Annotated in this window: 20 protein-coding genes, 1 tRNA gene, 1 other RNA gene and 1 riboswitch; of the genes, 15 read left to right on the top strand and 7 right to left on the bottom strand. The window is 46.7% G+C overall.

All coding sequences use genetic code 11. The features are described 5' to 3' along the window. The first annotated feature begins 293 nt into the window (after positions 1-293). Positions 294-1391, top strand: coding sequence for an enoyl-CoA hydratase/isomerase family protein (locus ACOCLE_RS08365; RefSeq protein WP_419536320.1), 1098 nt, complete (start codon positions 294-296; stop codon positions 1389-1391). Between the two features lie 156 nt (positions 1392-1547). Here the strand turns inward: ACOCLE_RS08365 and ACOCLE_RS08360 are convergent, their stop codons facing one another. Then, positions 1548-2096 carry a dihydrofolate reductase family protein gene (locus ACOCLE_RS08360; RefSeq protein WP_419536319.1) on the bottom strand — a complete coding sequence of 183 codons (549 nt, stop codon included), beginning with the start codon at positions 2094-2096 and terminating at the stop codon, positions 1548-1550. 80 nt (positions 2097-2176) lie between these two features. On the opposite strand from ACOCLE_RS08360, the gene ACOCLE_RS08355 reads away from it, so the two are divergent. The 3 genes from ACOCLE_RS08355 to ACOCLE_RS08345 all read left to right on the top strand — a co-directional run bounded on the left by ACOCLE_RS08355 (position 2177) and on the right by ACOCLE_RS08345 (position 4613). Beyond that, positions 2177-2764 carry a TetR/AcrR family transcriptional regulator gene (locus ACOCLE_RS08355; RefSeq protein ID WP_419536318.1) on the top strand — a complete coding sequence of 196 codons (588 nt, stop codon included), beginning with the start codon at positions 2177-2179 and terminating at the stop codon, positions 2762-2764. 92 nt (positions 2765-2856) lie between these two features. Continuing rightward, entirely contained in the window at positions 2857-4209 is a 1353-nt protein-coding gene (locus tag ACOCLE_RS08350) for an MATE family efflux transporter (RefSeq protein WP_419536317.1), read from the top strand. A gap of 185 nt (positions 4210-4394) precedes the next feature. Next, the gene (locus ACOCLE_RS08345; RefSeq protein ID WP_419536316.1) at positions 4395-4613 is read left to right on the top strand and encodes a VF530 family DNA-binding protein; all 219 of its coding nucleotides are present in this window, start codon (positions 4395-4397) and stop codon (positions 4611-4613) included. An 89-nt stretch (positions 4614-4702) separates the two neighbouring features. Here ACOCLE_RS08345 and ACOCLE_RS08340 read toward each other — a convergent pair whose 3' ends face one another. Next, on the bottom strand, positions 4703-5491 hold the full coding sequence (locus ACOCLE_RS08340; protein ID WP_419536315.1) for a transporter substrate-binding domain-containing protein: 789 nt from the start codon (positions 5489-5491) through the stop codon (positions 4703-4705). A 268-nt stretch (positions 5492-5759) separates the two neighbouring features. Next, positions 5760-6449, bottom strand: coding sequence for an NUDIX hydrolase (locus tag ACOCLE_RS08335; protein ID WP_419536314.1), 690 nt, complete (start codon positions 6447-6449; stop codon positions 5760-5762). An 85-nt stretch (positions 6450-6534) separates the two neighbouring features. Between ACOCLE_RS08335 and ACOCLE_RS08330 the strand changes: the two genes are divergently transcribed. From ACOCLE_RS08330 to ACOCLE_RS08295, 8 genes are all read left to right on the top strand, one after another. Next, positions 6535-7209 (top strand): isochorismatase family protein, encoded by a 675-nt coding sequence (locus ACOCLE_RS08330; RefSeq protein WP_419536313.1) that lies wholly within the window; start codon positions 6535-6537, stop codon positions 7207-7209. Between the two features lie 11 nt (positions 7210-7220). Beyond that, positions 7221-8405 (top strand): nicotinate phosphoribosyltransferase, encoded by a 1185-nt coding sequence (pncB, locus tag ACOCLE_RS08325; protein ID WP_419536312.1) that lies wholly within the window; start codon positions 7221-7223, stop codon positions 8403-8405. Positions 8406-8451: 46 nt separating this feature from the next. After that, positions 8452-8630, top strand: a riboswitch (yybP-ykoY riboswitch). A gap of 16 nt (positions 8631-8646) precedes the next feature. Next, positions 8647-9201, top strand: coding sequence for a TMEM165/GDT1 family protein (locus tag ACOCLE_RS08320; protein ID WP_419536311.1), 555 nt, complete (start codon positions 8647-8649; stop codon positions 9199-9201). Positions 9202-9391: 190 nt separating this feature from the next. Then, positions 9392-9488, top strand: an RNA gene (gene ffs / locus ACOCLE_RS08315) — signal recognition particle sRNA small type. Between the two features lie 166 nt (positions 9489-9654). Next, positions 9655-11790 carry a DNA polymerase III subunit gamma/tau gene (dnaX, locus tag ACOCLE_RS08310; RefSeq protein ID WP_419536310.1) on the top strand — a complete coding sequence of 712 codons (2136 nt, stop codon included), beginning with the start codon at positions 9655-9657 and terminating at the stop codon, positions 11788-11790. Between the two features lie 68 nt (positions 11791-11858). Further along, complete coding sequence (locus tag ACOCLE_RS08305) at positions 11859-12185, top strand: YbaB/EbfC family nucleoid-associated protein (RefSeq protein ID WP_419536309.1); 327 nt, start codon at positions 11859-11861, stop codon at positions 12183-12185. Between the two features lie 84 nt (positions 12186-12269). Then, positions 12270-12869 (top strand): recombination mediator RecR, encoded by a 600-nt coding sequence (gene recR, locus ACOCLE_RS08300; protein WP_419536308.1) that lies wholly within the window; start codon positions 12270-12272, stop codon positions 12867-12869. Between the two features lie 17 nt (positions 12870-12886). Further along, a complete protein-coding gene (locus tag ACOCLE_RS08295; RefSeq protein WP_419536307.1) occupies positions 12887-13741 on the top strand; it encodes a DUF72 domain-containing protein in 855 nt (284 codons plus the stop codon). A gap of 11 nt (positions 13742-13752) precedes the next feature. On the opposite strand, the gene tnpC is transcribed toward ACOCLE_RS08295, so the two are convergent. Together tnpC and ACOCLE_RS08285 are read right to left on the bottom strand one after the other, a co-directional pair. After that, positions 13753-15258, bottom strand: a complete 1506-nt coding sequence (tnpC, locus tag ACOCLE_RS08290; RefSeq protein WP_419532963.1) for an IS66 family transposase — start codon at positions 15256-15258, stop codon at positions 13753-13755. A gap of 204 nt (positions 15259-15462) precedes the next feature. Further along, positions 15463-16449 (bottom strand): LacI family DNA-binding transcriptional regulator, encoded by a 987-nt coding sequence (locus ACOCLE_RS08285; RefSeq protein ID WP_419536306.1) that lies wholly within the window; start codon positions 16447-16449, stop codon positions 15463-15465. Between the two features lie 539 nt (positions 16450-16988). On the opposite strand from ACOCLE_RS08285, the gene ACOCLE_RS08280 reads away from it, so the two are divergent. Further along, entirely contained in the window at positions 16989-18290 is a 1302-nt protein-coding gene (locus ACOCLE_RS08280) for a hemolysin family protein (protein ID WP_419536305.1), read from the top strand. A 142-nt stretch (positions 18291-18432) separates the two neighbouring features. Here the strand turns inward: ACOCLE_RS08280 and ACOCLE_RS08275 are convergent, their stop codons facing one another. Continuing rightward, positions 18433-18774: a hypothetical protein gene (locus tag ACOCLE_RS08275; RefSeq protein WP_419536304.1), complete on the bottom strand. Its 342-nt coding sequence runs from the start codon at positions 18772-18774 to the stop codon at positions 18433-18435. A 219-nt stretch (positions 18775-18993) separates the two neighbouring features. After that, a tRNA-Pro gene (locus tag ACOCLE_RS08270) sits at positions 18994-19070 on the bottom strand. Between the two features lie 531 nt (positions 19071-19601). Between ACOCLE_RS08270 and lon the strand changes: the two genes are divergently transcribed. Together lon and hupB are read left to right on the top strand one after the other, a co-directional pair. After that, positions 19602-22025, top strand: coding sequence for an endopeptidase La (gene lon, locus ACOCLE_RS08265; RefSeq protein WP_419536303.1), 2424 nt, complete (start codon positions 19602-19604; stop codon positions 22023-22025). A 713-nt stretch (positions 22026-22738) separates the two neighbouring features. Beyond that, positions 22739-23011, top strand: coding sequence for a nucleoid-associated protein HU-beta (gene hupB / locus ACOCLE_RS08260; protein ID WP_419536302.1), 273 nt, complete (start codon positions 22739-22741; stop codon positions 23009-23011). Positions 23012-23110: the final 99 nt, after the last annotated feature.

Here is a 23110-nt window from a genome sequence, read left to right as displayed (position 1 = left end):
ATCTTCTTCATTTGAGAACTGGTCAGATGGAAACAGCTTAGTACTCTTAAAGAAACTTACACTTGGTCTTCTATAAAAATATCTGTATCAGGATTTCAATATAATATTCCCCTTATTAAACCTCAGCATGAGTAATGTTGTGTCCTAGCTCATTTGGGTTAGTCTTTTTGGTAGATGATGGTGTAAATATTTGTTTATTTTCACCATGATTTGCATCAGTTGTGGTATTTTCATTGATAATCAAGGCTCAGTTACATATGCTTTTTCCCAACGGATATGGAGGGGTAATTTATATGGCCACTGACGTTCTGTTTTCCGAACTGAATGCCCAAGATAATAAAAAGATTGGTCTGATCACGCTGAATGCAGAAAAAGCATTGAATGCACTCAACCAGTCCATGATTGACTTATTGTTTAATCAGCTTTCTGATTGGCGTGATGATGATGACATTGTTGCCGTGTTTATGCAGGGCAGTGGTGAAAAGGCATTTTGTGCTGGTGGTGATGTTAGGGCGCTGAGGCAAGCTGTAATTGACGGTATGCCAGAAGTTCCCGGCCATTTCTTTGAAACCGAGTATCGGGTTGATTACCTGATTCACACCTTCCCAAAGCCTGTTATATGCTGGGGGAATGGTATTGTTATGGGGGGGGGTATTGGACTGATGGCCGGGGCTGATTTCAGGGTGGTAACTGATACCTCAATGCTGGCAATGCCTGAAATAAGTATTGGCCTTTACCCGGATGTTGCTGGAAGCTGGATTTTGAGTCACCTGCCTGCAAAGCTTGGTTTGTTTATGGCCTTGACCGGGTGTCGCTTAAATGCAGCTGACGCAATCTATGTAGGGTTGGCAAACCGTTTTGTTGATCATGCCTTTTGTGACAATGTGCTTGAATCACTGCAGCAGGCTGATTGGAAAGCTGCTGAACCCCATGCTGTTGTTTATGGTGTTATACAGAAATACAGGGAAAAAAGTGTTGGCTGGTTGCCGTACTCAAAAGTACGGGAGCACCGAGATTTGATCGCAGGATTGATGGATAAGCCAACATTGGCTGATGTCATGTCCGCTCTTGAGAATCTTGAAACTGATGATGATTGGTTACAGTCTGCCAGAAAGAATGCGTTGAAGGGATCCCCATTGTCTGCAGCCATTGGTTATGTTCAGCTCAAAAAAGCTCGTCATATGTCGCTTAAAGAGGCATTTCAGAGTGAGCTGGTTCTTTCCGTGAATGCTGTTCTTAAAGGGGATTTCTGCGAAGGTGTTCGCTCCCTGCTAGTGGATAAGGATAGGAAGCCAAAGTGGAAGTTTGCAAGTGTGGAGAAAGTTGATGAGCAATTTCTCAGTGAGCTTTTTAGTTCTCCATGGGCAGAAAGCCCTTTAAATGACCTTTAATCATAAAAACGCGCTTTTCATTAGATAGTTTAGTTCTTTTGTAGACGTCTTTTATTAATGACGTCTACAAAAAGCTGATGGCTGGCCTTAACTTTTAAAAGTGTACAAAAAATCAACCGAGTTTATACGATAATCGATTGCCCAGTGGGGCATGATTTAAAGCCTGCTGTTAGCTCTTTTACGCTTGTAAGAGCTTTTCACCATACTGTTCAGTAAAACCTCTGTTTTCTGGTGCTCAAAAGTTTGAGGATGTTCTAAGTGGGTAAACAGCGGAATGCCTTCACCCAATAGAATTGGAATGGTGGTGATGATCATTTCATCAATGAGGTCACATTGAAGGAATTGTTGAATGGTTACACCACCATCTATGTAAAGGTTTTTCAAGCCTCGTCCGTTGAGAGTGGTCAGTATCTCCCCAGGTGTTCCCTGAATCAATGACGCTTTATCATCCAAATCGGAAGGTATCATTTCCAGTGAGTTGCTGGCCACGTAGACCGGCTTTGTATAGGGCCATGCACCATCAAAGCTCAACACCGTTTCAAAGGTATTCCTCCCCATCAGCAGTGCATCTACACTTGCCATGAATTCAGCAAAGCCAAAATCGGATCCATCAGAGTTGGGTATTGAGTGAAGCCAGTCCAGACCACCATTTCTGTCGGCAATAAACCCATCGAGGCTGGTGGCAATGTATACACGATTGGACATATTAAAACTCGACTTTAAATGAGGTTGATAGATTAATTCTACGGTGTAGAATTATGTCGCTAGTCTATTGGGATTAAAAGATGTCTGTCAAGGCGAAGAAACCCGTGAAAAGGCGAGGTCGTCCTCCGGTTGAAAAGGGACTAATGAGTTCTGAAAAGATAGTACTTAAGGCGAAAGAACTGTTAAAAGAAACGGGAAAAATTCCCAGTGTTCGCCAATTGGCTAGAGCTCTGAGCGTGGATGCCATGGCTATTTATTATTACTTCAGTAATAAAAATGCCCTGTTGGAAGCGGTCACTGTCTCTTTGATTGATGCGATCTATGATCCCGTTGAGTCCGCTGACTGGCAGACAGAGCTGCGTATGTTGTGTCTGAGCTACCTGCGTTTGCTGATTGATCATCCCGGGTTGCTGGAAACCTTGCTTGGGATGAGCGGTCACGGGCCTGCTGAGGTGTTTATCGAGCGCTATGAGCGTGCGGTATCACTTCTGGACCTGCCCATACTGTATAGAAAGTCTGCTCTTGACCTGCTGGTTGATTACCTCCATGGGTTTGCTTTAGCGTTGAACTATCAGAAGGGTACCTCTCTTTCCATTGAGCATATGGACGGGCCTGTAACTCTCTATATTGAGATGCTGATGTTAAAAAAACACCATAAAAAGTCATGATGATCCATTTTTAAACCAAGATATCGGATGGAAAATACCATTTATTCTTTTGCAGTCTCAGACTGTAGTTATGTATTTGGATGAATGGTTTTATGGCTTCAATTGATCTTCGCAATGACCCAATTCCTTCAAGCTTCCTGCACTACCTGCTGCCTGCTGTCAGCGGCATGGTTGTGAAATCTCTCTACGTGATGGTAGACAGCATCATGGTTGGGCGGGGAGTTGGTGCGGATGCTCTGGCTGCACTCTCACTGACCGTCCCGTTTTTTGCCTTGTTTCTTGCTCTGGCCCTAATGATAGGTGTAGGCGGGGCTGCATTAATGTCCACTCAGTTTGGCCGGGGCAACCGGGTGGAAGGGCAGACTATTTTTAATCAGTCAGTATTGATGACCCTGCTTATCAGTGGCTTTCTCGTTACGGTTGGTTTTATCTGGCTGGATGAGTTGGTATTGATGACCGGTGCCAGTGAGTCGTTGTTTAGTATGACGAAGGACTATCTGGAAATCATGTTGATGTTCTTTATGGTCTACGCCTTGGGATGGGTGCTGTCCTGCTTTGTGCGCAATGATGGAAACCCCCGGCTCGCTATGTATTCGCTGGTGGCCAGTGCGCTGACCAATGTTGTGCTGGATTATCTCTTTATCTTTGTCTTTCCCTGGGGGGTGAAAGGTGCGGCATTGGCCACGGGGCTTTCCCAGCTTGTGTTGCTTGCTGGTGTGTTGATTCACTTTATCGGTGGTCGAGGTGAATTGAGGATACGTTTTAACCTTATTGGAGGAAACTGGGTTGGCAGGATTTTCAATACTGGGTTGCCAACGTTTTTTATTGAGTCAACGGTGGGTGTCAGTACGCTGATCTTTAACTGGGTGTTGATTCGTCAAGGTGGGGATCTTTATGTCACAGCCTATAGTATCGTGATTAACGTGGCTGTACTGGTATTATTTGTTCTCATGGGAATAGGTCAGGCCTGTCAGCCAATTATCAGCTTTAATCATGGCGCTAATGCAGTTAGCCGTGTGCGCGACACTCTGTTGCTGGGTATTAAATGCGCCATTGGTGTTGGGGTTGCTGCGCTGATGGTTGCCTCGATGGCTACAGGGTGGCTGGTAGAGTTGTTTGTGGTGGACTATCCCGAGTTGTTTCAGCTGGCGAGTCTGGCAATGCCACTTTACTTCCTGGCCTTTCCCTGTATGGCGGTAAACTTGATGATTGCTTCGTTATTTCAGGCGGTCGAAAAGCCCATGCTGGCCACAGCATTATCAATAGGAAGAGGGTTTGGCTTTGTGTTGATTGGTCTGGTGGTGATGCCCCGGATTATCCCGGAATACGGAATCTGGCTGGTGGTGCCTTTTGCCGAAATGATTACATTGTTGTTCAGCCTTGTGCTATACAACCGACATGTTGCACAGGTTAATAAAATGTCATTGGTTGTGTTAAATACTTGATCTATTTTCAAAAGGTTAAATGGTTTTTTGTTGTATAAAAAACTGTTGTTTTGGGCTAGTGGCCATGGGTTTGGTGCTGCTGGTAAGTACTTTTCATATGCGCTGAGTGGGTGTGTTGCAAAATCACCAGCGCTAATACAAGTAGTATCGAATAGTTTGTGACCTTATTTTAGGAGTTGAACTGGATGAATCAGGAGCAGCCGAACAACCCGCTTCATGGCATAACCCTTGAAAGGGTATTGGAGCATCTGGTTGAACACTTTGGGTGGGATGGCTTATACCAGAAGATACGAGTGAATTGTTTTTGCAATGATCCATCAATCAAGTCTTCCCTTAAGTTTTTGCGAAAAACTCAGTGGGCGAGAGATAAGGTTGAAGCGTTGTATATTCAGACGTTTACTTGATTACGTTAACTCTCTAGCCACTGAAGCTTTCCTTTCAGGAGGAGAAACGGTGGATGAAAGTAGTCCATCGTTTGCATTTGGATAGGAGACTAGAACCATTTCTTCTGAATGCTCTGTATATCAGTCTGCTTTAGCCATCGATTGACCTCACTCATCAGTAACAGACTGCTTTTCTGTGTCATGAATATTTTGTGAGATACCGTCCAGGAGAACATGGCGTCATTAACAATCATCAGTGAGGGTATTTGCTTTACCTGATAAAGGGCTTCAGTCCGATCTGTAATCATGGCGTCAGCCTGATGTTGCTGTAACATCAGAAAAGGTTCTCGATTATCTGCAGTTAAAGTGACACGCATATCTGGCAGGTGTTTTCTAACGAACCGCTGATTGGTTCCCCCTGGGTTAATCACCAGATGCAGGTTGGAAATGTTCAGGTGTTTTGTCAGTTGATGGTCATTCATTCCGAGGTAGGCATCTGCCTTACTCTGTTGCATTAATAAGACCTTACCGCTAGGTATGACATTGTCAGAGACTAGAAAATGTTGACTGCGATCGTCAGTACGGGTTATTCCACCCATGGCAACATCAAACCGATCATTGGCCAGATCGCTGTGTAGATCTGGCCAGTTGGTTTTTACAAACTCAACGCTGATGGTTTTCCCGGTGATTTGCGACAGATAATTCCCCAGTGATTTTGCCATATCAATGGCAAATCCTTCACAATGCCCCAGGCTGTCACAGCGCGTCAGCGGGGCATAATCTCCGGTGGTTCCTACTCGCAGTGAGCTGGAGCGAATGATATCTGGTAGGTTCCTTGCCATTACCGAGTGAGAAATGACCATACTCGCAACAGCGATAGCCTGAAAAAACGGTTTCATGTTTTTTACCTGTCCACTTTTTTACTGTTTGTGAAAGACGGGATGTCCTCTCCAGTCATTCAATGAGCCATACTTTCTGAATTTCACGCTCATCGGTTCTATAAATATGAGAGGATAAGCAACAACATTATCGTTGGGGCTGCCGACCGTTTCTGAAGGCTTAAGGCTGAGCGCAAGACTCTGGCCAGGAATTGCCTTTTCTATTTAAGGCGTTAATTGAACAAGTACAAGAGTGGACAGAGTTTATTAGATAGAGTTCCCAGGTTCATCATTGTGTTGAAAGGTAGGTTCTGTTGAATATCGTATTTCTTTCTATCTCGTTTATAGAGTAGAGGCTGGCAGGGCGATTACTTCCATAACGCTTTTTACCCGTATCTCTAAGTAGGCCATAGCTAAGGAAACGGTTACGGATTGAACGCATTGGTGGAGCCTTATCGAGAATGACGGAAAAGACATTCTGAATATCCGACAGGGTAAACTCCTCAGGCAGTAGATAAACAGGCAGGGCGCTGTACTGTATTTTATTTTTCAGTCTGTCCAGAGCTTCCATAACCAGCTGGTTGTGGTCATAAGCCAGTGTTGTTTCAGGTTGACCATTCACAATATCAATCCAGGTGGCATCTTGTTTTAATGACTGAACAGTACCCGGGCGGAGCAGCACGTAGTAAACGACGGTTAATGACCAACCCCTGGAATCCCTTCTGTTGTCACCAATAGTAATCACCTGCTCAAAATACGTAGCTGGCTCTGAAGTAAGCCTGATCAACTGTCGCTTGGCAGTATCTTCCAGACAATGATCACACTCAGGCTCAATTCTACCCGCTGGGAGTTGAGGGCGTTCATTTTCCCGTAACTGGTGGGCAAGTACCTGTAGCCTGTTGTTTTCACTGAGCTGAAACGCGACCAGATCGACTGAGATAAGCGCCGTGTTCAGGCTCTTGATCGGCTGAGGGCTCATTATCAGGTCCTTATTGAGGTTGACAGGTTAGGGAACATAATTCACTATGTTAGTGAACTAGATTCCTTTTGTCACGGTGAAAATAATGTATTCCATTGGGTCGAGGGAGACCGTAGCCGCTTTTGATGTGGATGCCCAGAAGTGTTTCACCCCACTTTGCCCGGATGAGTTGCCGGTTCCGGAAGGTCACCAGATTGCTGAAGAGCTGAATCGTCAGGCTCAGCTGGCTGGTGTTCGAGTGGGCTCCAAGGATGCGCATCCGGCCAATGCGGTATGGATAGCTACGGAAGAACACCCCCAGTTGACGCCGGTAACTGGCCATAAAAATGTTGACTTGCGCTGGAATCGACATGCCGTACCCGGGACAACAGGTTTTGAGCTGGTGGATGGACTGCCTGATGTTACGGATTATGATTATTTTGTCTGGAAAGGGGTAGAGGCGGACATTCATCCTTATGGTGCCTGTTTTCACGATCTGGAAGAGAGGCTGAGTACGGGCGTTATCGAATTTTTAAAGAATAAAGGCGTTACCACCGTATTGGTCGGTGGGCTGGCGTTTGATTTCTGTGTGAAAACCACCGCTCTGCAGCTGCAGCGGTCGGGTTTTCAGGTGTATGTCAACCGTGCAGCTACTCGTGGCCTGGCAGAATCATCGGTTGCAGATGCCATTGTTGAGCTGGAAGCTGCCGGTATTATTCTGATAGAAAGTTCCAGTGACGTGACCATTGCTGATGCTGTCAGTGATGCCTGCACTATCTGAAGGAAAAGTGTATGGGTAGCCCGATCATTCCCACTCTGCTCGATACCGATCTTTATAAATACACCATGCAGCAATCCATGGTGCATCGCTACCCAGATGCCTGGGCTCGCATGGAATTTCATTGTCGGAATGACAGCCCGTTAGCGGTCTCTAAAAAGCAGCTGAAAAGGCAGTGTGAATTTCTGGGTGACCTGCGTCTGGGTTCAGAAGAGCTTGAGTGGCTGTCGACTCTGCCATTTATTGCTGAGGATTTTATTGATTACCTTGAGCGTTTCAGACTTGATCCGGGTGCGGTGAAGATTGAGCAGAGTCAGGGGCAATTGTCGCTGGTTATCGAAGGGTTGTGGAGTGAAATTACTCACTTCGAAATTTTTCTGCTGGCAATCATCAGTGAGCTTCATGGCCACAGCTTCTACAGTCATGGGGCGCAGGATGATGTTATTGCTCAAGGCCAGCATCGCCTTGATGAGAAGCTGGATCAGCTTCCTGACAAGAGTGGATTTACACTGGTCGACTTTGGTACACGTCGGCGGTTTTCCAGGGACTGGCATTACCATGTGGTGGAGAGCCTGAAGCATCGGTTACCCGATAACTTTATGGGTACCAGTAACCTGAATCTGGCAAGAACGCTTGGGTTGCAACCGGTAGGAACCATGGCGCATGAGTGGCTGCAGTCCCATCAGGTGTTGGGCATGAGTCTGCGGAGCAGTCAGAAAGATGCCTTAAGGGTCTGGCTGGAGGAGTACAGAGGTCAGCTCGGTATCGCACTCACTGATACGATCAGTATGGATGCCTTTCTGAAGGACTTTGACGTTGAGCTGGCCAGAGCCTATCAGGGTATGCGACATGACTCCGGTGACCCCTTTGTGTGGGGTGAGCTGGCGATTGATCATTATCGCCGACTGGGTATTGATCCACGCACCAAAAGTCTGGTGTTCAGTGACAAGCTCAACTTCGATAAAGCGTTGGCAATTCATCAGTGGTTTGCCGGCAAAATCAATGTCAGCTTCGGAATCGGTACCTATCTCACCAACGATATGGGCTTCAAGGCGCCTAATATTGTCCTGAAATTAACGGAGCTGAATGGGGCGCCAGTTGCCAAGCTTTCAGACAGTCCGGGCAAGACGCTGTGCCGTGATGAGGACTATATTGAGCTGTTGAAAAAAACGTTTGGCTATCAACTCAGTGCTGCCTGATGTCCGGTTAATCGGGTTTGATTTTTCATTTTTACCTCTGTATGTTTCCACCCACCCAGGGGAGTAGTCTCTCTAAACTGATTGTTCAGAGGTTGTCGTCAACATAATTGGGCCTCAATGCTCATGGCGATAACGGCATAAGTCCATTGCTTGGACATGCCTGGCAAGACCTGTGGTATGGCTGATCCTCGTGGCGGGAGATTGGTTGTGCCACCGTGTTTTGCTCCCGCCTGGACTTGTTATGGAAACCCTTTCCCTTTCCACATTTGTTGTTTTTCTCGCCGAAATTGGTGATAAGACCCAGCTGCTCTCGCTGATGCTGGCGCTTCGGTTTCGTGCTCCCTGGTTGATCTCTCTGGCTATTTTGCTGGCTACTCTGTTGAACCATGCCGTTGCCGCCTGGTTTGGCAGTTGGGTCATCGGTTGGGTCTCTCCTGATATTCTTCAATATCTGATTGCCGTTTCCTTTTTTGCTGTTGCTGCATGGACCCTGATACCTGATAAGCTGGATGACAATGATGATTCAATGAATGGCTATGGCGTTTTTCTGACGACGCTGGTTCTGTTTTTTGTGGCTGAAATTGGCGATAAGACTCAAGTGGCGACGGTGCTTCTGGCTGCGGAGTATTCGGCAACCAGCATGGTGATTCTTGGTACAACACTTGGCATGCTGCTGGCCAATATTCCTGTGGTTTTTTTTGGTGAGAAGTTGGCGCAAAGGCTGCCGTTGCTATGGATTCGCCGTGGGGCAGCGTTGTTGTTTGTGGTGTTGGGTGCTATGGCTCTTGTGAATTAGGAGGTGTTACCAGCTGCCAATACAGCAAGATGGTGACATCCCTGATCATAATGATTTTGGATTCAGTACAAACCAAATCCGGTACTGAACAAAATGTGAGTCAGATGCACGCTGGCAGTTGACGTCAGGTCGGGTTTTATGGAGAATGCGCTGCATCGGGACGCGATGTCCTGGTCTCTATGGCGGACCTTGCCGGTCCCCCCGCAATAATCAGCTACGAACCCCGCCAGGCCCGGAAGGGAGCAACGGTAGTAGTGACATTATGTGCCGGGGTGTGGCTGGCAGGGTTCGCCTCCATTATTTTCGGGTTCTCCAGATTTTTCCTACCAAGTCCAGTTCAACCACTTCCTGATCGTGCAATTTCAAGGCTTCTTGGTTAGCATAGGTACTCTTTAATTGTGAAAAGCCGCTCAAGGCTGTTCTAATTCTGACATCAGGTATTGACGCTACTCAATGAGCTATCAGGTTCTTGCACGCAAATGGCGACCCCGTTCTTTTAAAGAGCTGGTAGGGCAGTCTCATGTTCTTCAGGCACTGGTTAATGCCCTGGATCAGGATCGTCTTCACCATGCTTACCTGTTTACCGGTACACGGGGTGTCGGTAAGACCACCATTGCCCGTATTTTTGCCAAGTGCCTGAATTGTGAACAGGGTGTCAGCTCAACACCCTGTGGCCAGTGTTCGGCCTGTAAAGAGATTGATGATGGCCGGTTTGTAGACCTGATTGAAGTGGACGCGGCCTCCAGAACCAAGGTGGAGGATACCCGGGAGCTGCTGGATAATGTCCAGTATGCGCCAACCCGTGGGCGTTATAAGGTGTATCTGATTGATGAGGTACACATGCTCTCGGCTCACAGTTTCAATGCATTATTGAAAACGCTGGAAGAACCTCCTCCCCATGTGAAATTCCTGCTGGCAACCACCGACCCTCAGAAACTGCCAGTGACGATCTTGTCACGTTGCCTTCAGTTCAGTCTGAAGAATATGACGCCGGAACGGATTGTCGGTCATCTGGAAAATATCCTCGGCCAGGAACAGATTCCCTGTGAAGTAGCGGCCCTGTGGCAGCTGGCTCGTGCTGCAGATGGCAGTATGCGTGATGCCCTGAGTCTGACGGATCAGGCCATTGCCTTTGGTAATGGTCGGGTCAGCGAGGCCGAAGTAGGCGCCATGCTGGGTACCATAGACCAGGGGCAGGTGATGAAAATGGTGATGGCGCTGTCGACGGCCAATGCGGCCCATATCCTGGGTTCTGTTTCGTCTCTGGCGGAGCATTCGCCGGATTACCTGGCGGTATTGGATGACATGCTGTCCCTGTTACACCGGGTGGCTATTGCCCAGGCTGTGCCGGATGCCGTTGATAACAGTCAGGGAGATCGTGAGCAGGTTATTGAACTGGCCTCGTCAATGACGGCAGAAGATGTTCAGCTTTATTACCAGATTGGTCTTGTGGGCAAGAAAGATCTGCCCCTTGCGCCAGATCCTCGTGGTGGCTTTGAAATGGCCCTGCTGCGTATGCTGGCATTCAGACCCGATGGTGCACCAGCGGGTGGCAGGCCTCTTAATATTTCCAGTGCAAAACACGATGTGGCGACGGTTACTGAACTGCCGACAAATAATGCGGCTTCTACATCGTCTGAACGCGCGGCATTCGCTGAAGGCTCTGCATCTCACAACAGCACCTCTAATGAGGAAGGTGCCTCTGATCCGGAGCCTGAGCCTGCTGCTCAACAAGTCGATGCTCCTGTTGTTCATGAAGCGGGTGTGGCAGAAGGGCTATCACCCCAGACCGTTGTAAAAAGGGATACGTTTGAACCTGCAGCGGTTATTGAAGAGCAGCCGAAGCCCTTACCTGAAAAAGTAGCTCCTCAGACAGTAGCTCCTCAGACCGTGGTTGCTGAAGATGCACCACCGATTCTGGAGGCTGTTCCATTGTCAGCTTATGATCAGGCTGCCTTTGAGCCGCCGGTATATGAGGATCAAGCTTATGATGCCGGACCTTCACTGGATGATATGCAGGTGCACTGGACTTCCGGAGCCGATCATCAGGAAACTGTAAGTGCTGTGAGTACCCCGGCTGATCAGTCTCTGAATCTTCGGGTGGCTGCTGAATCGCTCAGTGTTCCACCAGAAGCACCGGTCAGAGCAGTAGTGGAGTTGCCTGCAAAAGAAGACCGGGTGACATTCACGCAAATGGATGCTGTGAGCTGGATTCTGGTTTTTCGCGGTCTTCCCCTGGGAGGGGTGACCGGCACCATTGGTTCCCACTGTGAGTTTGTTGAGAGTGAACAGGGTGTTGTTCAGTTACGTCTTGATGAGGAGCGTAGCACGCTCTACAACGATACTCATCGACAGCGCATGGAGAAGGCGCTGTGTGATTATTTTGAGCAGTCCGTTAAACTGTCAATTGACACTGGTCGTATTGTTAATGAAACTCCTGCAGCCTGGCGTGAGCGAAAAATCGCTGAACGTCTTCAGGAAGCGAGAGAGAGTATTTATTCAGATGCCAGGGTGCAGGGGCTGGTTGAAACCTTTTCTGCCATGGTGCTGGACGACTCGATTCAGCCAGTAGGTAATATCATCAAGTAAAAAGCCTGAGCGGGGTTACCGATGAAATCTGGTGATTCTTCTCTGGTGTTTTTTGTGCAGAGGTCAATATGTTTAAAGGTGGCATGGGCAATCTGATGAAGCAGGCCCAGAAAATGCAGGAAGATATGCAGAAACTCCAGGAGGAGTTGGCCAATGCAGAAGTAACTGGCGAAGCCGGTGCCGGCCTGGTTAAGGTGATCATGACCGGCCGTTATGATGTACGTAAAGTAGAGATTGATCCAAGTCTGTTTGAAGAAGACAAGGAGATGCTGGAAGATCTGCTGGCTGCTGCTGTAAATGATGCAGTTCGTAAGGTGGAAGAGAACAGCAAGGAAAAGATGGGAGAGCTTACCTCAGGACTTGGCCTTCCAGCCGGTATGAAATTACCATTCTAAACTACTTACGCCCGACACTCTTATGCTGGTGTGTAGGAATAATGGGTGTCGGGCAGGTTTGTCATTTTTATTCAGGTTTCGTTTATGTTCAGCCCCATGATCAGGGAATTGATGGAGTCATTGCGTTGTCTACCAGGAGTGGGGCCGCGCTCGGCTCAGCGAATGGCATTGCATCTGCTGGAAAGGGATCGTGATGGGGCTGTGCGCTTGTCTGCTGCTCTCAAGCAGGCTGCCGAAGGGGTAGGGCGATGTCAGCATTGTCGTACGCTCACCGAAGAGCCTGTCTGTCAGATCTGTGCCAACCCTGGCAGAGATGAAAAACTTTTGTGCATTGTCGAGAATCCTTCGGACGTTATGGCCTTTGAGCAGGCTGGTGGTTTCTCGGGACGATATTTTGTGTTGATGGGGCATTTGTCGCCTATTGATGGTATCGGTCCAGAAGATATTGGCATTGAACATTTGTTGAAAACGGTGACAGAAAACCAGGTTGACGAAGTTATTCTGGCCACTAACCCTAACGTTGAAGGCGAGGCTACGGCTCACTATATTGCTGAAGAGCTGAAATCTCTTGGTGTGACGGCCACTCGCATCGCCCATGGTGTTCCCCTGGGAGGGGAGCTTGAATTTGTGGATGGTGGTACCTTGGCTCATGCATTGGCAGGTCGTAAAAAGGTTGAAATCTGACCGGAGATTGGTAAACGATGTCAAAACCTCCCTATTTTCTTGGATTGCCCATGTGGAGCAACCGGGACTGGTTGGGAGGGCTGTTCCCGCAGAATGCCTCCAGTAAAGACTTTCTGAGTCATTACAGTAATGCTTTTAACACGGTTGAAGGGAATACCACTTTTTACGCATTACCCAGCGAAGCCACTGTGGCGAACTGGAAGGCTCAGTTAACACCCGGTTTCCGCTTCTGTTTCAAATTACCCAGAGAAGTGACTCATACTGGGCATTTAGTAAATGGTGACAGACTTCACCAGTTCTTTCAGCGATTGAGTCCATTGAGTGATTTCCTTGGTCCTTTCATGATCCAGTTGCCTGCTGCTTTTGACCCTTCCCGTTTTATTGAACTTGAATACTTTTTAACGTCATTGCCAGAACATTATTCATATGCTGTCGAGGTTCGTCATCGTGCTTTTTTCAATAAAGGTGATGAAGAACGTCAGCTCAATCGCCTGCTGATGAACTTGAATATTGATCGAGTGTGTTTTGATAGCCGGTCGTTATTCAGCAGGCCTGCGAAGAGTGACGCTGAAAGAGATGCTCAGGGTAAAAAGCCCCAACTTCCTGTTCATGCCATTTCCACAGGGGAGTTTCCAATAGTTCGTTTTATTGGGCTGGGAGACAGTGCCTATGATGAGCAATATCTGGAGCCCTGGAAGTCCAAGTTGCAGGAGTGGATTGCTCAAGGGAAATATCCTTTCTTCTTTATGCACAGTCCCAGTAACCTTGATGTTCCTTATCAGGCTCAGAGTTTTCATAATTATTTTAAAGATCTGGATGGTTGGGAGCCTTTGAACCTTCCAGAACAGGCAGAGCAATTGGCAATCTTTTAACTGATTTGTAACTATTCAGCACCCAGCAAAGGCGTATTGTTGTAATTTCGAACCGCTTTAAGAAGCGCCTGAAATATGTTCAACCCCTGCTTTTTAGCAGATGATAAATAGCTTCGGATTCGGGTAAACATGGTACCTCCGTCTTCGCTTCTGAAGCAGCCTGAGATCTTCTGCTTAAGTTTGGCCATCCTGGCATCACGTTCACTGCCATTGTTATCGAAGGGAATTGAAAAGTCCGACATGAAGCGCAACGTTTCAACCTTAAACTCAATAAGCCTTTTGAACAGGTTGTAGGCCTTGGTATTCCTGACCTTCTTACGTCCAAGCACCTGTCGTTGTTTTTCCATATAAGCGGTTTCCTTCGTGAGAGCCCTTTGAAGGATTTGGTCGTATATCGTCTCAATGCGAAGCTGTATTGCACCAGGCATTTGAGTCAGACCGGCTGCTTTGTATTTCTTGCAGAAGTGCCAGGAGAGCGTAAGCAATTTCATCAGCCGCAGAGCCAGCTTATTCGCATCCCTATCGACAACTCCCTGAAGCTCTCTCAGATGATGGGCATTACAAAGCACATGCACTGCCGCATAGGCAAAGTAGGACTTCCAATGATCGTGAACCAGAATGCCTGCAAAAGTCAGCAGGATGCCCATTGCATCCATTGCTTCACAACCTCGCCTTTCTGAGAGGTAGTAAAGCGTCCATTGGTCATCTCGCATAATGTGTAACCACCACAGTGAACCGTCAACCCGCATGCCAGTTTCATCCGCTCCTGCAACCGGACTTTCTTGTAAAGCATCGCGGATACTCTGCTCAGTAGAGGCCAGGTTCTCATGGGTATAGGCAACAAAATTGGCAACAGAGCCTGCGCTGACACTCATGCAATAAATAGTATTGAAATACTCAGACACCCGGTGATATGGGATGAAGTGATACTGGTTTAAATGAACAGCCATTGCCTGAGTCACTTCTCCGTATTGAGCAGCGGCTTTCACTCCTTGGGGAAACTCAGCGGTGTTCCGTTTACCACAAGGACATACTTTAACGTCTGCCCAGTACGCGGTAACTTCAAATTCTCCGGGTCTACCTGGATCAAAAACCTGTCGCTCAATGTATTTGGTGGGTTTAATATCGATAAGCGAAGACTGGCAACAGCAACATTTTTCAACCTTCAGATGCCTGACATAATCGGGTAAGGCGACACGTCTCAAACAAGAGCCTTGATGACCTTTCTGGCCACCTGGTTTATTGCCTGAAGATGGTCTAAGGCTTTTGGGGTTCGGTGTTTCCTGTGAGGAGCAGGGGGCTTCTTTGGAAGATGTATCACCTTTATCACTCCCTTTTTTACTGGGCTTTTGATAACCATCTGACGATGGTGGCTTACTACTGTTTTGACTGTTTTTATTAACCCTTTCTTCCAGTTCGCTGCAACGTTCCCGTAAAAGCGCATTCTCGGTCCGAAGCTCTTCATTCTCTTTAAGGAGAGCTTCGGTAAACGGAGTAGCTGGGAAGTCTGGTTCCATACTGGAGATTTGTTAGAAAAATTGAGTATAAGATGATGGTCGAAAAATCAGAAAATTCCAGATTTATATGAAGGGTGCTGAATAGTTACACTGATTTTACTGAAATTTGATGTTTAAACGCGATAATATCTCGAATCAGCTGGCTCTGGCGTGAAGCTTAATCAGTTTAAAAAAACGGCATAGAAAATAAGAATACTCCTTAAATTAAAAACTATCCCTTTTGATTAAGCAGGTGGAAATGATGTTGTGAGAGTCAATATCGCTATTCCCATTAATGGCACTAAAGAGTATTTCTGCGGCCAGACTGCCCATTTTCGATTTATGATAGGAGACAGTGGTCAGCGCCGGCACAGTGAATCCAGACTCGGGGATATCATTAAAACCAACCAGTTTAAGATCGCCGGGAACAGTAATGCCATGTTCACGACTTGCACGAATAATACCGATCGCCATCTCATCGCTACTGGAAAAAATGGCACGGGGGACCACACCTTTTTCCAGAAGGGCTTTCATCTGCTGATAACCACTCTCTTCAGTGAGTTCGGCATGTACAATAAATTCACTGTTGAATTCAATATTGAAACAGGCAAGTGCTGCGGAATAGCCATCAAGGCGTTGCTGGTTATCGTAGGAACCCGGAGAGCCGCTGAAGTAATAAACTTCTCTGCAGCCGGAAGATATCAGTGCTTTGGTTGCGGTATAATCGCCACCATAATGATCGATCAGAACGTTGTAGATATGAAGGCCTTGGATTTGCTGGTTGAGGACGACCATCGGAAGATCTTCCGATGCAACAGCATGCAGGAACTTATCATCGAATGAGCTGGTAAGGAAAACAGCACCATCCACCATACCGTCGCGAAGGTATTTGTAAGCAGTGGAGTGCTCTTCACCATACAGACTACAGGCAACCAGATCGTAGCCCATTTTATGTACAGTCTTTTCAATGCTGTGAACAGTGTCACTGTATATGGGGGAAAACCATGAGTTAAAAAAAAGACCAATGGTACGGGTCTTCTTTTGTTTTAAGAGTTTTGCATTTCTATTAGCGACGTAGTTCAGCTCTTTGGCAACGTCCAGTACCCGCTGTCGGGTTGTTTCACTGATGCGTTCATTTCCATTGATGGCGTAAGAAACCGTTGAAATGGAAACACCGGCTGCTTTGGCAACATCTTTAATGGTCGCTTTCACCGCAATACTCCTGTGTTTTGCAGTAATAATTTCTATGGGAAGTTAACCTGAATACGCCTTAATCACCATTTGTAATCAAGAACTTGTTGAGGATTTCACATGCCCACATCATGTTGGTTTAGCAAGTTGAAACGATTCTATCAGCTGTTTTTGTCTATGGCATTAACAATTCAGCACAAGGCAATAGCTTTCATGCAATAAGAAAAGTTGAATTCACGGTGGTTGGTGTTTTCTTGAAATCGTTCTTCCAGAGGTTGGAAATTAATCAGCTGCAGGGCAGTTCAATGAAAATACTGATGTTTCATTGAATTTTATTTACGGATGAGTAGCAAATTGCTGACACTTCGCTGCAGGGGTAAAGCAGGTCAATGTTACACAGAAAATCTCTGAGGGAAAATAAGAGAATACAGTGATTTATTATGCCATTAATCAGTTCTATAGTTTTGCTACCAAGCAGGCTCAACCGCCAACAGGGTCTGACAAATGTTATTAAGCCGATTAAATAAGGATCCGGTCAGCATGTTTGAAGAGGTGTATTCATGGATGTGCTGATACTGACTGCGCTGATTCTGCTGAATGGCGTCTTTGCCATGTCTGAGATTGCTCTGGTATCGGCCCGTAAAAGCCGTCTGCAAAAGCTGGCTGACAAAGGGGATGCCGGGGCTGCTACCGCCATCAAACTGGGTGAAGAGCCGACCCGCTTTTTATCGACGGTGCAGATTGGTATCACGGTAATTGGTCTGCTCAATGGCATCTATGGTGAGGCGGCGTTGGCAGCCCCCCTGGCCGAGTATATGTCCACCTTTGATATTTCCAGAAAAACCGCATCGGCTGCATCGACGGCGGTTGTCGTTATTGTTATTACCTATTTATCCATTGTTGTGGGCGAGCTGGTTCCCAAAAGACTGGCGCAGCTTAACCCCGAACTGTTTGCCCGTATGATGGCGCGTCCGCTAAGCCTTCTTGTGCTGTTTTCCAAACCTTTTGTTTCCCTGCTGGCCTGGTCAACGGATTTACTGTTGCGTTTGCTGGGCAAAAGCGGTGGTGAATCGGAAGAGAATATTATCGAAGAAGATATTTTTGCCTTGGTTAATGAAGGTTCTCGCACTGGGGTTATTGAAGCCCATGAGCGTGACATGGTGCGGAATGTATTCCATCTGGATGATCGGAAAGTCTCTTCATTAATGACGCCACGCAGTGAGATGAAGGCGTTTGATCTGCGAAAATCCCTTGATGAGAATTTGCAGTGCCTGTTGGCCTGTGGTCATGAGCGCTTCCCGGTTATCGAGGGAGATATGGATAACCCTATTGGGGTGTTGTCCGCCAAGCAGCTGTTGAACATCAAGTTCACAGGGGCAGGGGACAATGATGCGATTAAAGCCGTTACCCAGCCAGCGGTGTTTGTCCCGAAAAGCTGGAGTGGTTCAAGGCTTCTTGAGTTTTATCGTCAATGCAATGATCACCTGGTATTTGTGGTTGACGAGTATGGAGACCTGAAAGGCATTGTGACCCATGGTGATCTGCTGGAGGCTCTGGCCGGGGAGTTTAAATCCAGCCTTCCAGAGGATAACTGGTCTGAGCAGCATGTTGATGGCAGCTGGACCATGGATGGACTGATACCGGTTTCCGTGTTCAGAGACCTGCTCGAACTGGATAGCGTTCCGGACGAGAGCAAGCGTGGGTACCATACCCTGAGTGGTATGATGATGTGGTGCCTTGGGGAGATGCCGATAGTCGGCGAATCGGTCGAGTGGGAAGGCTGGCAATTTATCCTGCTGTCGGTGGAAGGTAACCGACCAGAAAAAATACTGGTGAGAAGAAGAGTTCTTGACAGTTTATAGTAATGAACTGCTTTTAATTAGATAACAGTACTTGATAGTGTGTTTTTATCTAAATTGTCACTTTCCCCGTGAATTGATTCCCATTTTTATGGGTGGGTATTGGTGCTAATGAGCTTTGTAACAAAATAGGGTTTTTATGGGGTCAAATGTTTTCATTTCCCCAAAGTGTTTCCAGTTGTTTCTTGTTGATTATTTTAGAAACGCTTTTTCGGTAGTCTTGAAAATTTTCTTTATGCGCAGAAGATAGTTCAGGTGAATTATCAGAAAATTGCTTTCTTGCCTGTTGGTTTTTTTTATAAAGCTCGATTTTTAATTCCATAATTTGCTCAGCTTGTCTGCTGCTGAGATCCATGATGATTGTCATTTCCTGTACTTCACTCTTGAATCGTTTCTTTGGTCCAGAAGGGATTTCAGCACTAACTACAGGGGAAGTGACAAACAAAAGTAGGGTATTTAATACTAGTACGAGAAGAGTTTTTTTCATTGAGTAAGCTTGCTTGATACAAATGAGTATCTTCCAATTCTGGCAGACTTTACTAGGACGTTCGAGTTTTATGTGGGGGTGGATGGGTTTGGCTTGACGGAGTTATGAGGGATTGACGCTAATCTGTATGCTAATGGAGTAGAGTTAGCCAAGAGTAATAAAGATAGAAATAATTTAAGAAAAAATAAGGTGGAAGAATCCTGTTATTCTGGTGAAACTTGGTCGGAGCGAGAGGATTTGAACCTCCGACCCCCACAACCCCATTGTGGTGCGCTACCAGGCTGCGCTACGCTCCGACTTGTCCAGGAAGCCATTGAGACATCTCCTTGGACGAGTCTTATGTTACCTAAAAGTCATTTTTTTGCAAGTTATTGATGTTACAGGTTCTTTTTTATGCTTTCTATGCCTGAACATTTTACTGGTATCGATTGTATTTACGATTCCGTTTTTTCTTGCAGTGTGGCTATTCCTTTTGACGCCGTATAACAATGAAGCTCATTCAGAGATTTAGAATCAGGCACCATGGAACCTTCAAGTAGCAAGGCCTCATATCAGTTGCTGGTTGATGGAACTTTATCGATTTTCAACGGACGAAAAGACATGGCTATTGTAATTTAGCTGGAAAAGCCCCATCTTAGAGACTATGGCCAGTCTTGCAGGTGAATGAGGCTGTTATTTAAGGCATTTCCTGTTGTGGGCTGACCATTAATTAAGCACGTAAAACATCGTGTCATGTATGCCTGTCAGGTTTTTATCTTCTTTTTTTGTCCGGTGAGTAGGCCGGTAGATGGCGGGCTTTACTGGTAATCTATATAAGGGGCTGAGCTATGGATAATAAAGATACCCTGCAACCATCTGAAAGCTATGAGCTGCCGTTGTTGCCCCTCCGTGATGTTGTTGTCTATCCACACATGGTGATTCCTCTTTTTGTTGGTCGGGAAAAATCCATCCAGGCGCTGGATCTGGCAATGTCAGCGGATAAGAGGATCCTGCTGGTTGCTCAGAAAAGCGCGCAAACTGATGATCCGCAGGTGGATGATCTGTTTTCAGTGGGGACTGTGGCGAGTATTCTTCAGTTGCTTAAACTGCCAGATGGTACGGTAAAAGTTCTGGTTGAAGGTGAGACTCGGGTAACGATTGACTCGATTTATGAAGATGACGGACTTGTTAAAGCAAAGGTTCATGAGCAATTCTCAGAACAAATCAGTGATCGTGAAGGAGAGCTGTTAGTTCGCTCTGTTATGTCGCAGTTTGAACAGTACGTTCAACTGAGTAAAAAAGTTCCTAATGAGGTACTCAGTTCTCTGGCTGGTATTAAGGAGCCTGACAAACTGGTGGATACCATCAGCGCTCATATGCCGATGAAAATCGAAGATAAGCAGAAAATGCTTGAAATTGAGGATTTGGGTGAACGCCTGGAGTACCTGATTGGCATTATGCAGGGAGAGATGGATTTTCTTCAGGTTGAGAAAAAAATTCGTGGCCGCGTTAAAAAACAGATGGAACGTAGCCAGCGAGAGTACTATCTGAATGAACAGATGAAAGCGATCCAGAAAGAATTGGGTGATATGGATGATGCTCCCAATGAACTGGAGGAGTTAAAAACCAAAATCGATCAGGCGGGCATGACCCAGGAAGCAAGAGAGAAAGCGCTTGCTGAACTGGCTAAGCTCAAAATGATGTCACCCATGTCTGCTGAAGCTACGGTGGTGCGTGGATACATTGACTGGATGCTCAGTGTTCCCTGGAAAAAACGCAGCAAAGTTCGACATGATATGGCTCGTGCCCAGGACATCCTTGAAGCCGATCACTACGGCTTGGAAGAGGTTAAGGAACGTATCCTGGAATACCTTGCTGTACAAAAAAGAGTACGCAAGCTGAAAGGGCCTGTACTTTGTCTGGTAGGGCCTCCTGGTGTTGGTAAAACGTCGCTCGGTGAGTCACTGGCCAGAGCTACAAATCGCAAGTTTGTCCGTATGGCACTGGGTGGTGTTCGTGACGAAGCTGAGATTCGTGGACACCGCCGGACTTACATTGGCTCAATGCCCGGTAAACTGATTCAGAAGATGGCGAAGGTTGAAGTGAAAAACCCGCTGATCTTGCTGGATGAGATCGACAAAATGGGTTCTGATATGCGTGGAGACCCTGCTTCTGCGTTACTGGAAGTGTTGGATCCTGAACAGAACAACTCATTCAACGATCACTATCTGGAAGTGGATTATGATCTTTCAGATGTCATGTTCGTCTGTACATCAAACTCCATGGATATTCCCGGACCTTTACTGGACCGGATGGAAGTCATTCGGATACCTGGTTATACCGAAGATGAAAAGCTGAATATTGCCAAGCGTTATTTAATTCCTAAGCAGATCAAGCGCAGTGGATTGAGAAAAGGAGAGCTTTCTTTCGATGATGCTGCTGTTCTGGATATCATACGTTATTACACCAAAGAGGCTGGTGTTCGTGGTTTGGAGCGTGAGATTGCCAAAGTGTGCCGACGGGCTGTGAAGCAAGAGGCGCTTTCTGAGAAAGACCGCAAGAGCCTGGTCATGCCCGAAGTGCTTGAAGATTTTCTGGGTGTTCGTAAATTTACTTATGGACGTGCTGAGGATCAGGACAAGATTGGACAGGTAACAGGTCTTGCCTGGACATCGGTTGGTGGTGAACTGTTGACCATCGAGTCTGTTGCCGTTCCTGGAAAAGGACAGATTATCAAGACGGGATCTCTCGGTGATGTCATGCAGGAGTCCATACAGGCGGCATTAACGGTTGTTCGTTCCCGGGCTTCAGCACTGGGTATTGACCCTGAATTCCATCAAAAGAATGACCTTCATATTCACGTTCCCGAAGGGGCTACCCCTAAAGATGGTCCAAGTGCCGGAATTGGTATGTGTACAGCCCTGGTCTCTATCCTTACTGGAATCCCTGTTAGGGCTGATGTTGCCATGACGGGTGAGATTACTCTCAGAGGTCAGGTACTGGCGATAGGCGGGCTTAAAGAAAAGCTGCTGGCGGCACATCGAGGTGGTATCAAGAAAGTGTTGATTCCCGAAGAAAACCGGAGAGATCTCAAGGAAATTCCTGATAACATCAAGGCTGACTTGGAGATCTTGCCAGTTCAGTGGATTGATGAAGTTCTTGAGGTGGCTTTGGCATATATGCCTGAGGCTTTACCGGAAAAAACACTGGAAGTATCTGAATCAGAGCAAAAAACTGCTCTAAAGAGTGATGAGCGCGTCAATACTCACTGATGGTAAATGCTGGACGATTGTCTTAAATTGGGCGGTCGTTCAGTAATGGCGGGGCTTTCCGGTTGATTCTTCAGTTGACATGACTGTCGGACGATTGGTATAAATTGCCGCTACTTCGGATCTAGAGGTTTGTGGGAGCCAGTGAGCCAAGGGTGTTAAGCAGCTTTTGCTCGTGCGGATAAAAGTTTTCTTCTTTTACCTTATAACCCGAACAGATAAGCCTGATGGTTTATTCTGATACTGGTGATTGGCTTCTTGAAAAACCTCCGGACAGGAAATGCAGAAAACTTGATCTGTTTTCCAGCTTGAATAGCCTTTTCTGTTGATTGCAGTAATTTATTATTAGTAATCCTGATGAGGTGCGGCCTGGTCCGCCTACGACTTCGTAAATGTAGTTTTAAATCTGCTTGACGGCAGATTGTCAGTCCTCATACTGCCACGATGATGAACGCATTGTGATTCATTTTTTCGGGTAGGGTGGGTGCTGGTTGGCTATTGTCAGTAGTCAGGGATTAATTTGGCTGGATAGCAGGCTATTAAGCACTAAGGTGCCTTTATGGTGCTTGTTTTTCACTTGAAAATGCAGCAGCATAGCCATCGCACCCGATCGGGTAGATAATAGAAGACCGGCAAATATATTCAGTTGCCAGCACGCTTTCTGTGTCTATCCTCTGTTAATGATTGAAACGCATCCTACTTAGAAGGGGAATAGAGTGAACAAGTCCGAGCTTATTGATGCTATTGCTGCATCTGCAGACATTTCTAAGGCTGCCGCTGGTCGAGCCCTGGACGCCGTGATTAACTCTGTCACTGGTGCACTGAAAGATGGTGAGCAGGTTGTTCTGGTAGGTTTTGGAACATTTTCTGTTAAAGAGCGTGCCGCTCGTACTGGCCGTAACCCACAGACTGGCGAACCTATTGAAATCGCTGCTGCAAGAATTCCAAGCTTCAAGGTTGGTAAGGCTCTTAAGGATGCAGTGAACTGATCAGGCACTCTCCGTAGGGCTTCAATATCGGTTCTATTTCATCAGGTGGACAAGGCAGGGTTCCACATGAATTTTTTTCAGGGGAGTTGTCTGCCAGTT

Origin of the sequence: Endozoicomonas sp., assembly GCF_965196975.1 — a bacterium.
Taxonomy (GTDB): domain Bacteria; phylum Pseudomonadota; class Gammaproteobacteria; order Pseudomonadales; family Endozoicomonadaceae; genus Endozoicomonas.
Note: the sequence above shows the minus strand (reverse complement) of the source record. Positions and strands in the feature narration are given on the sequence as shown.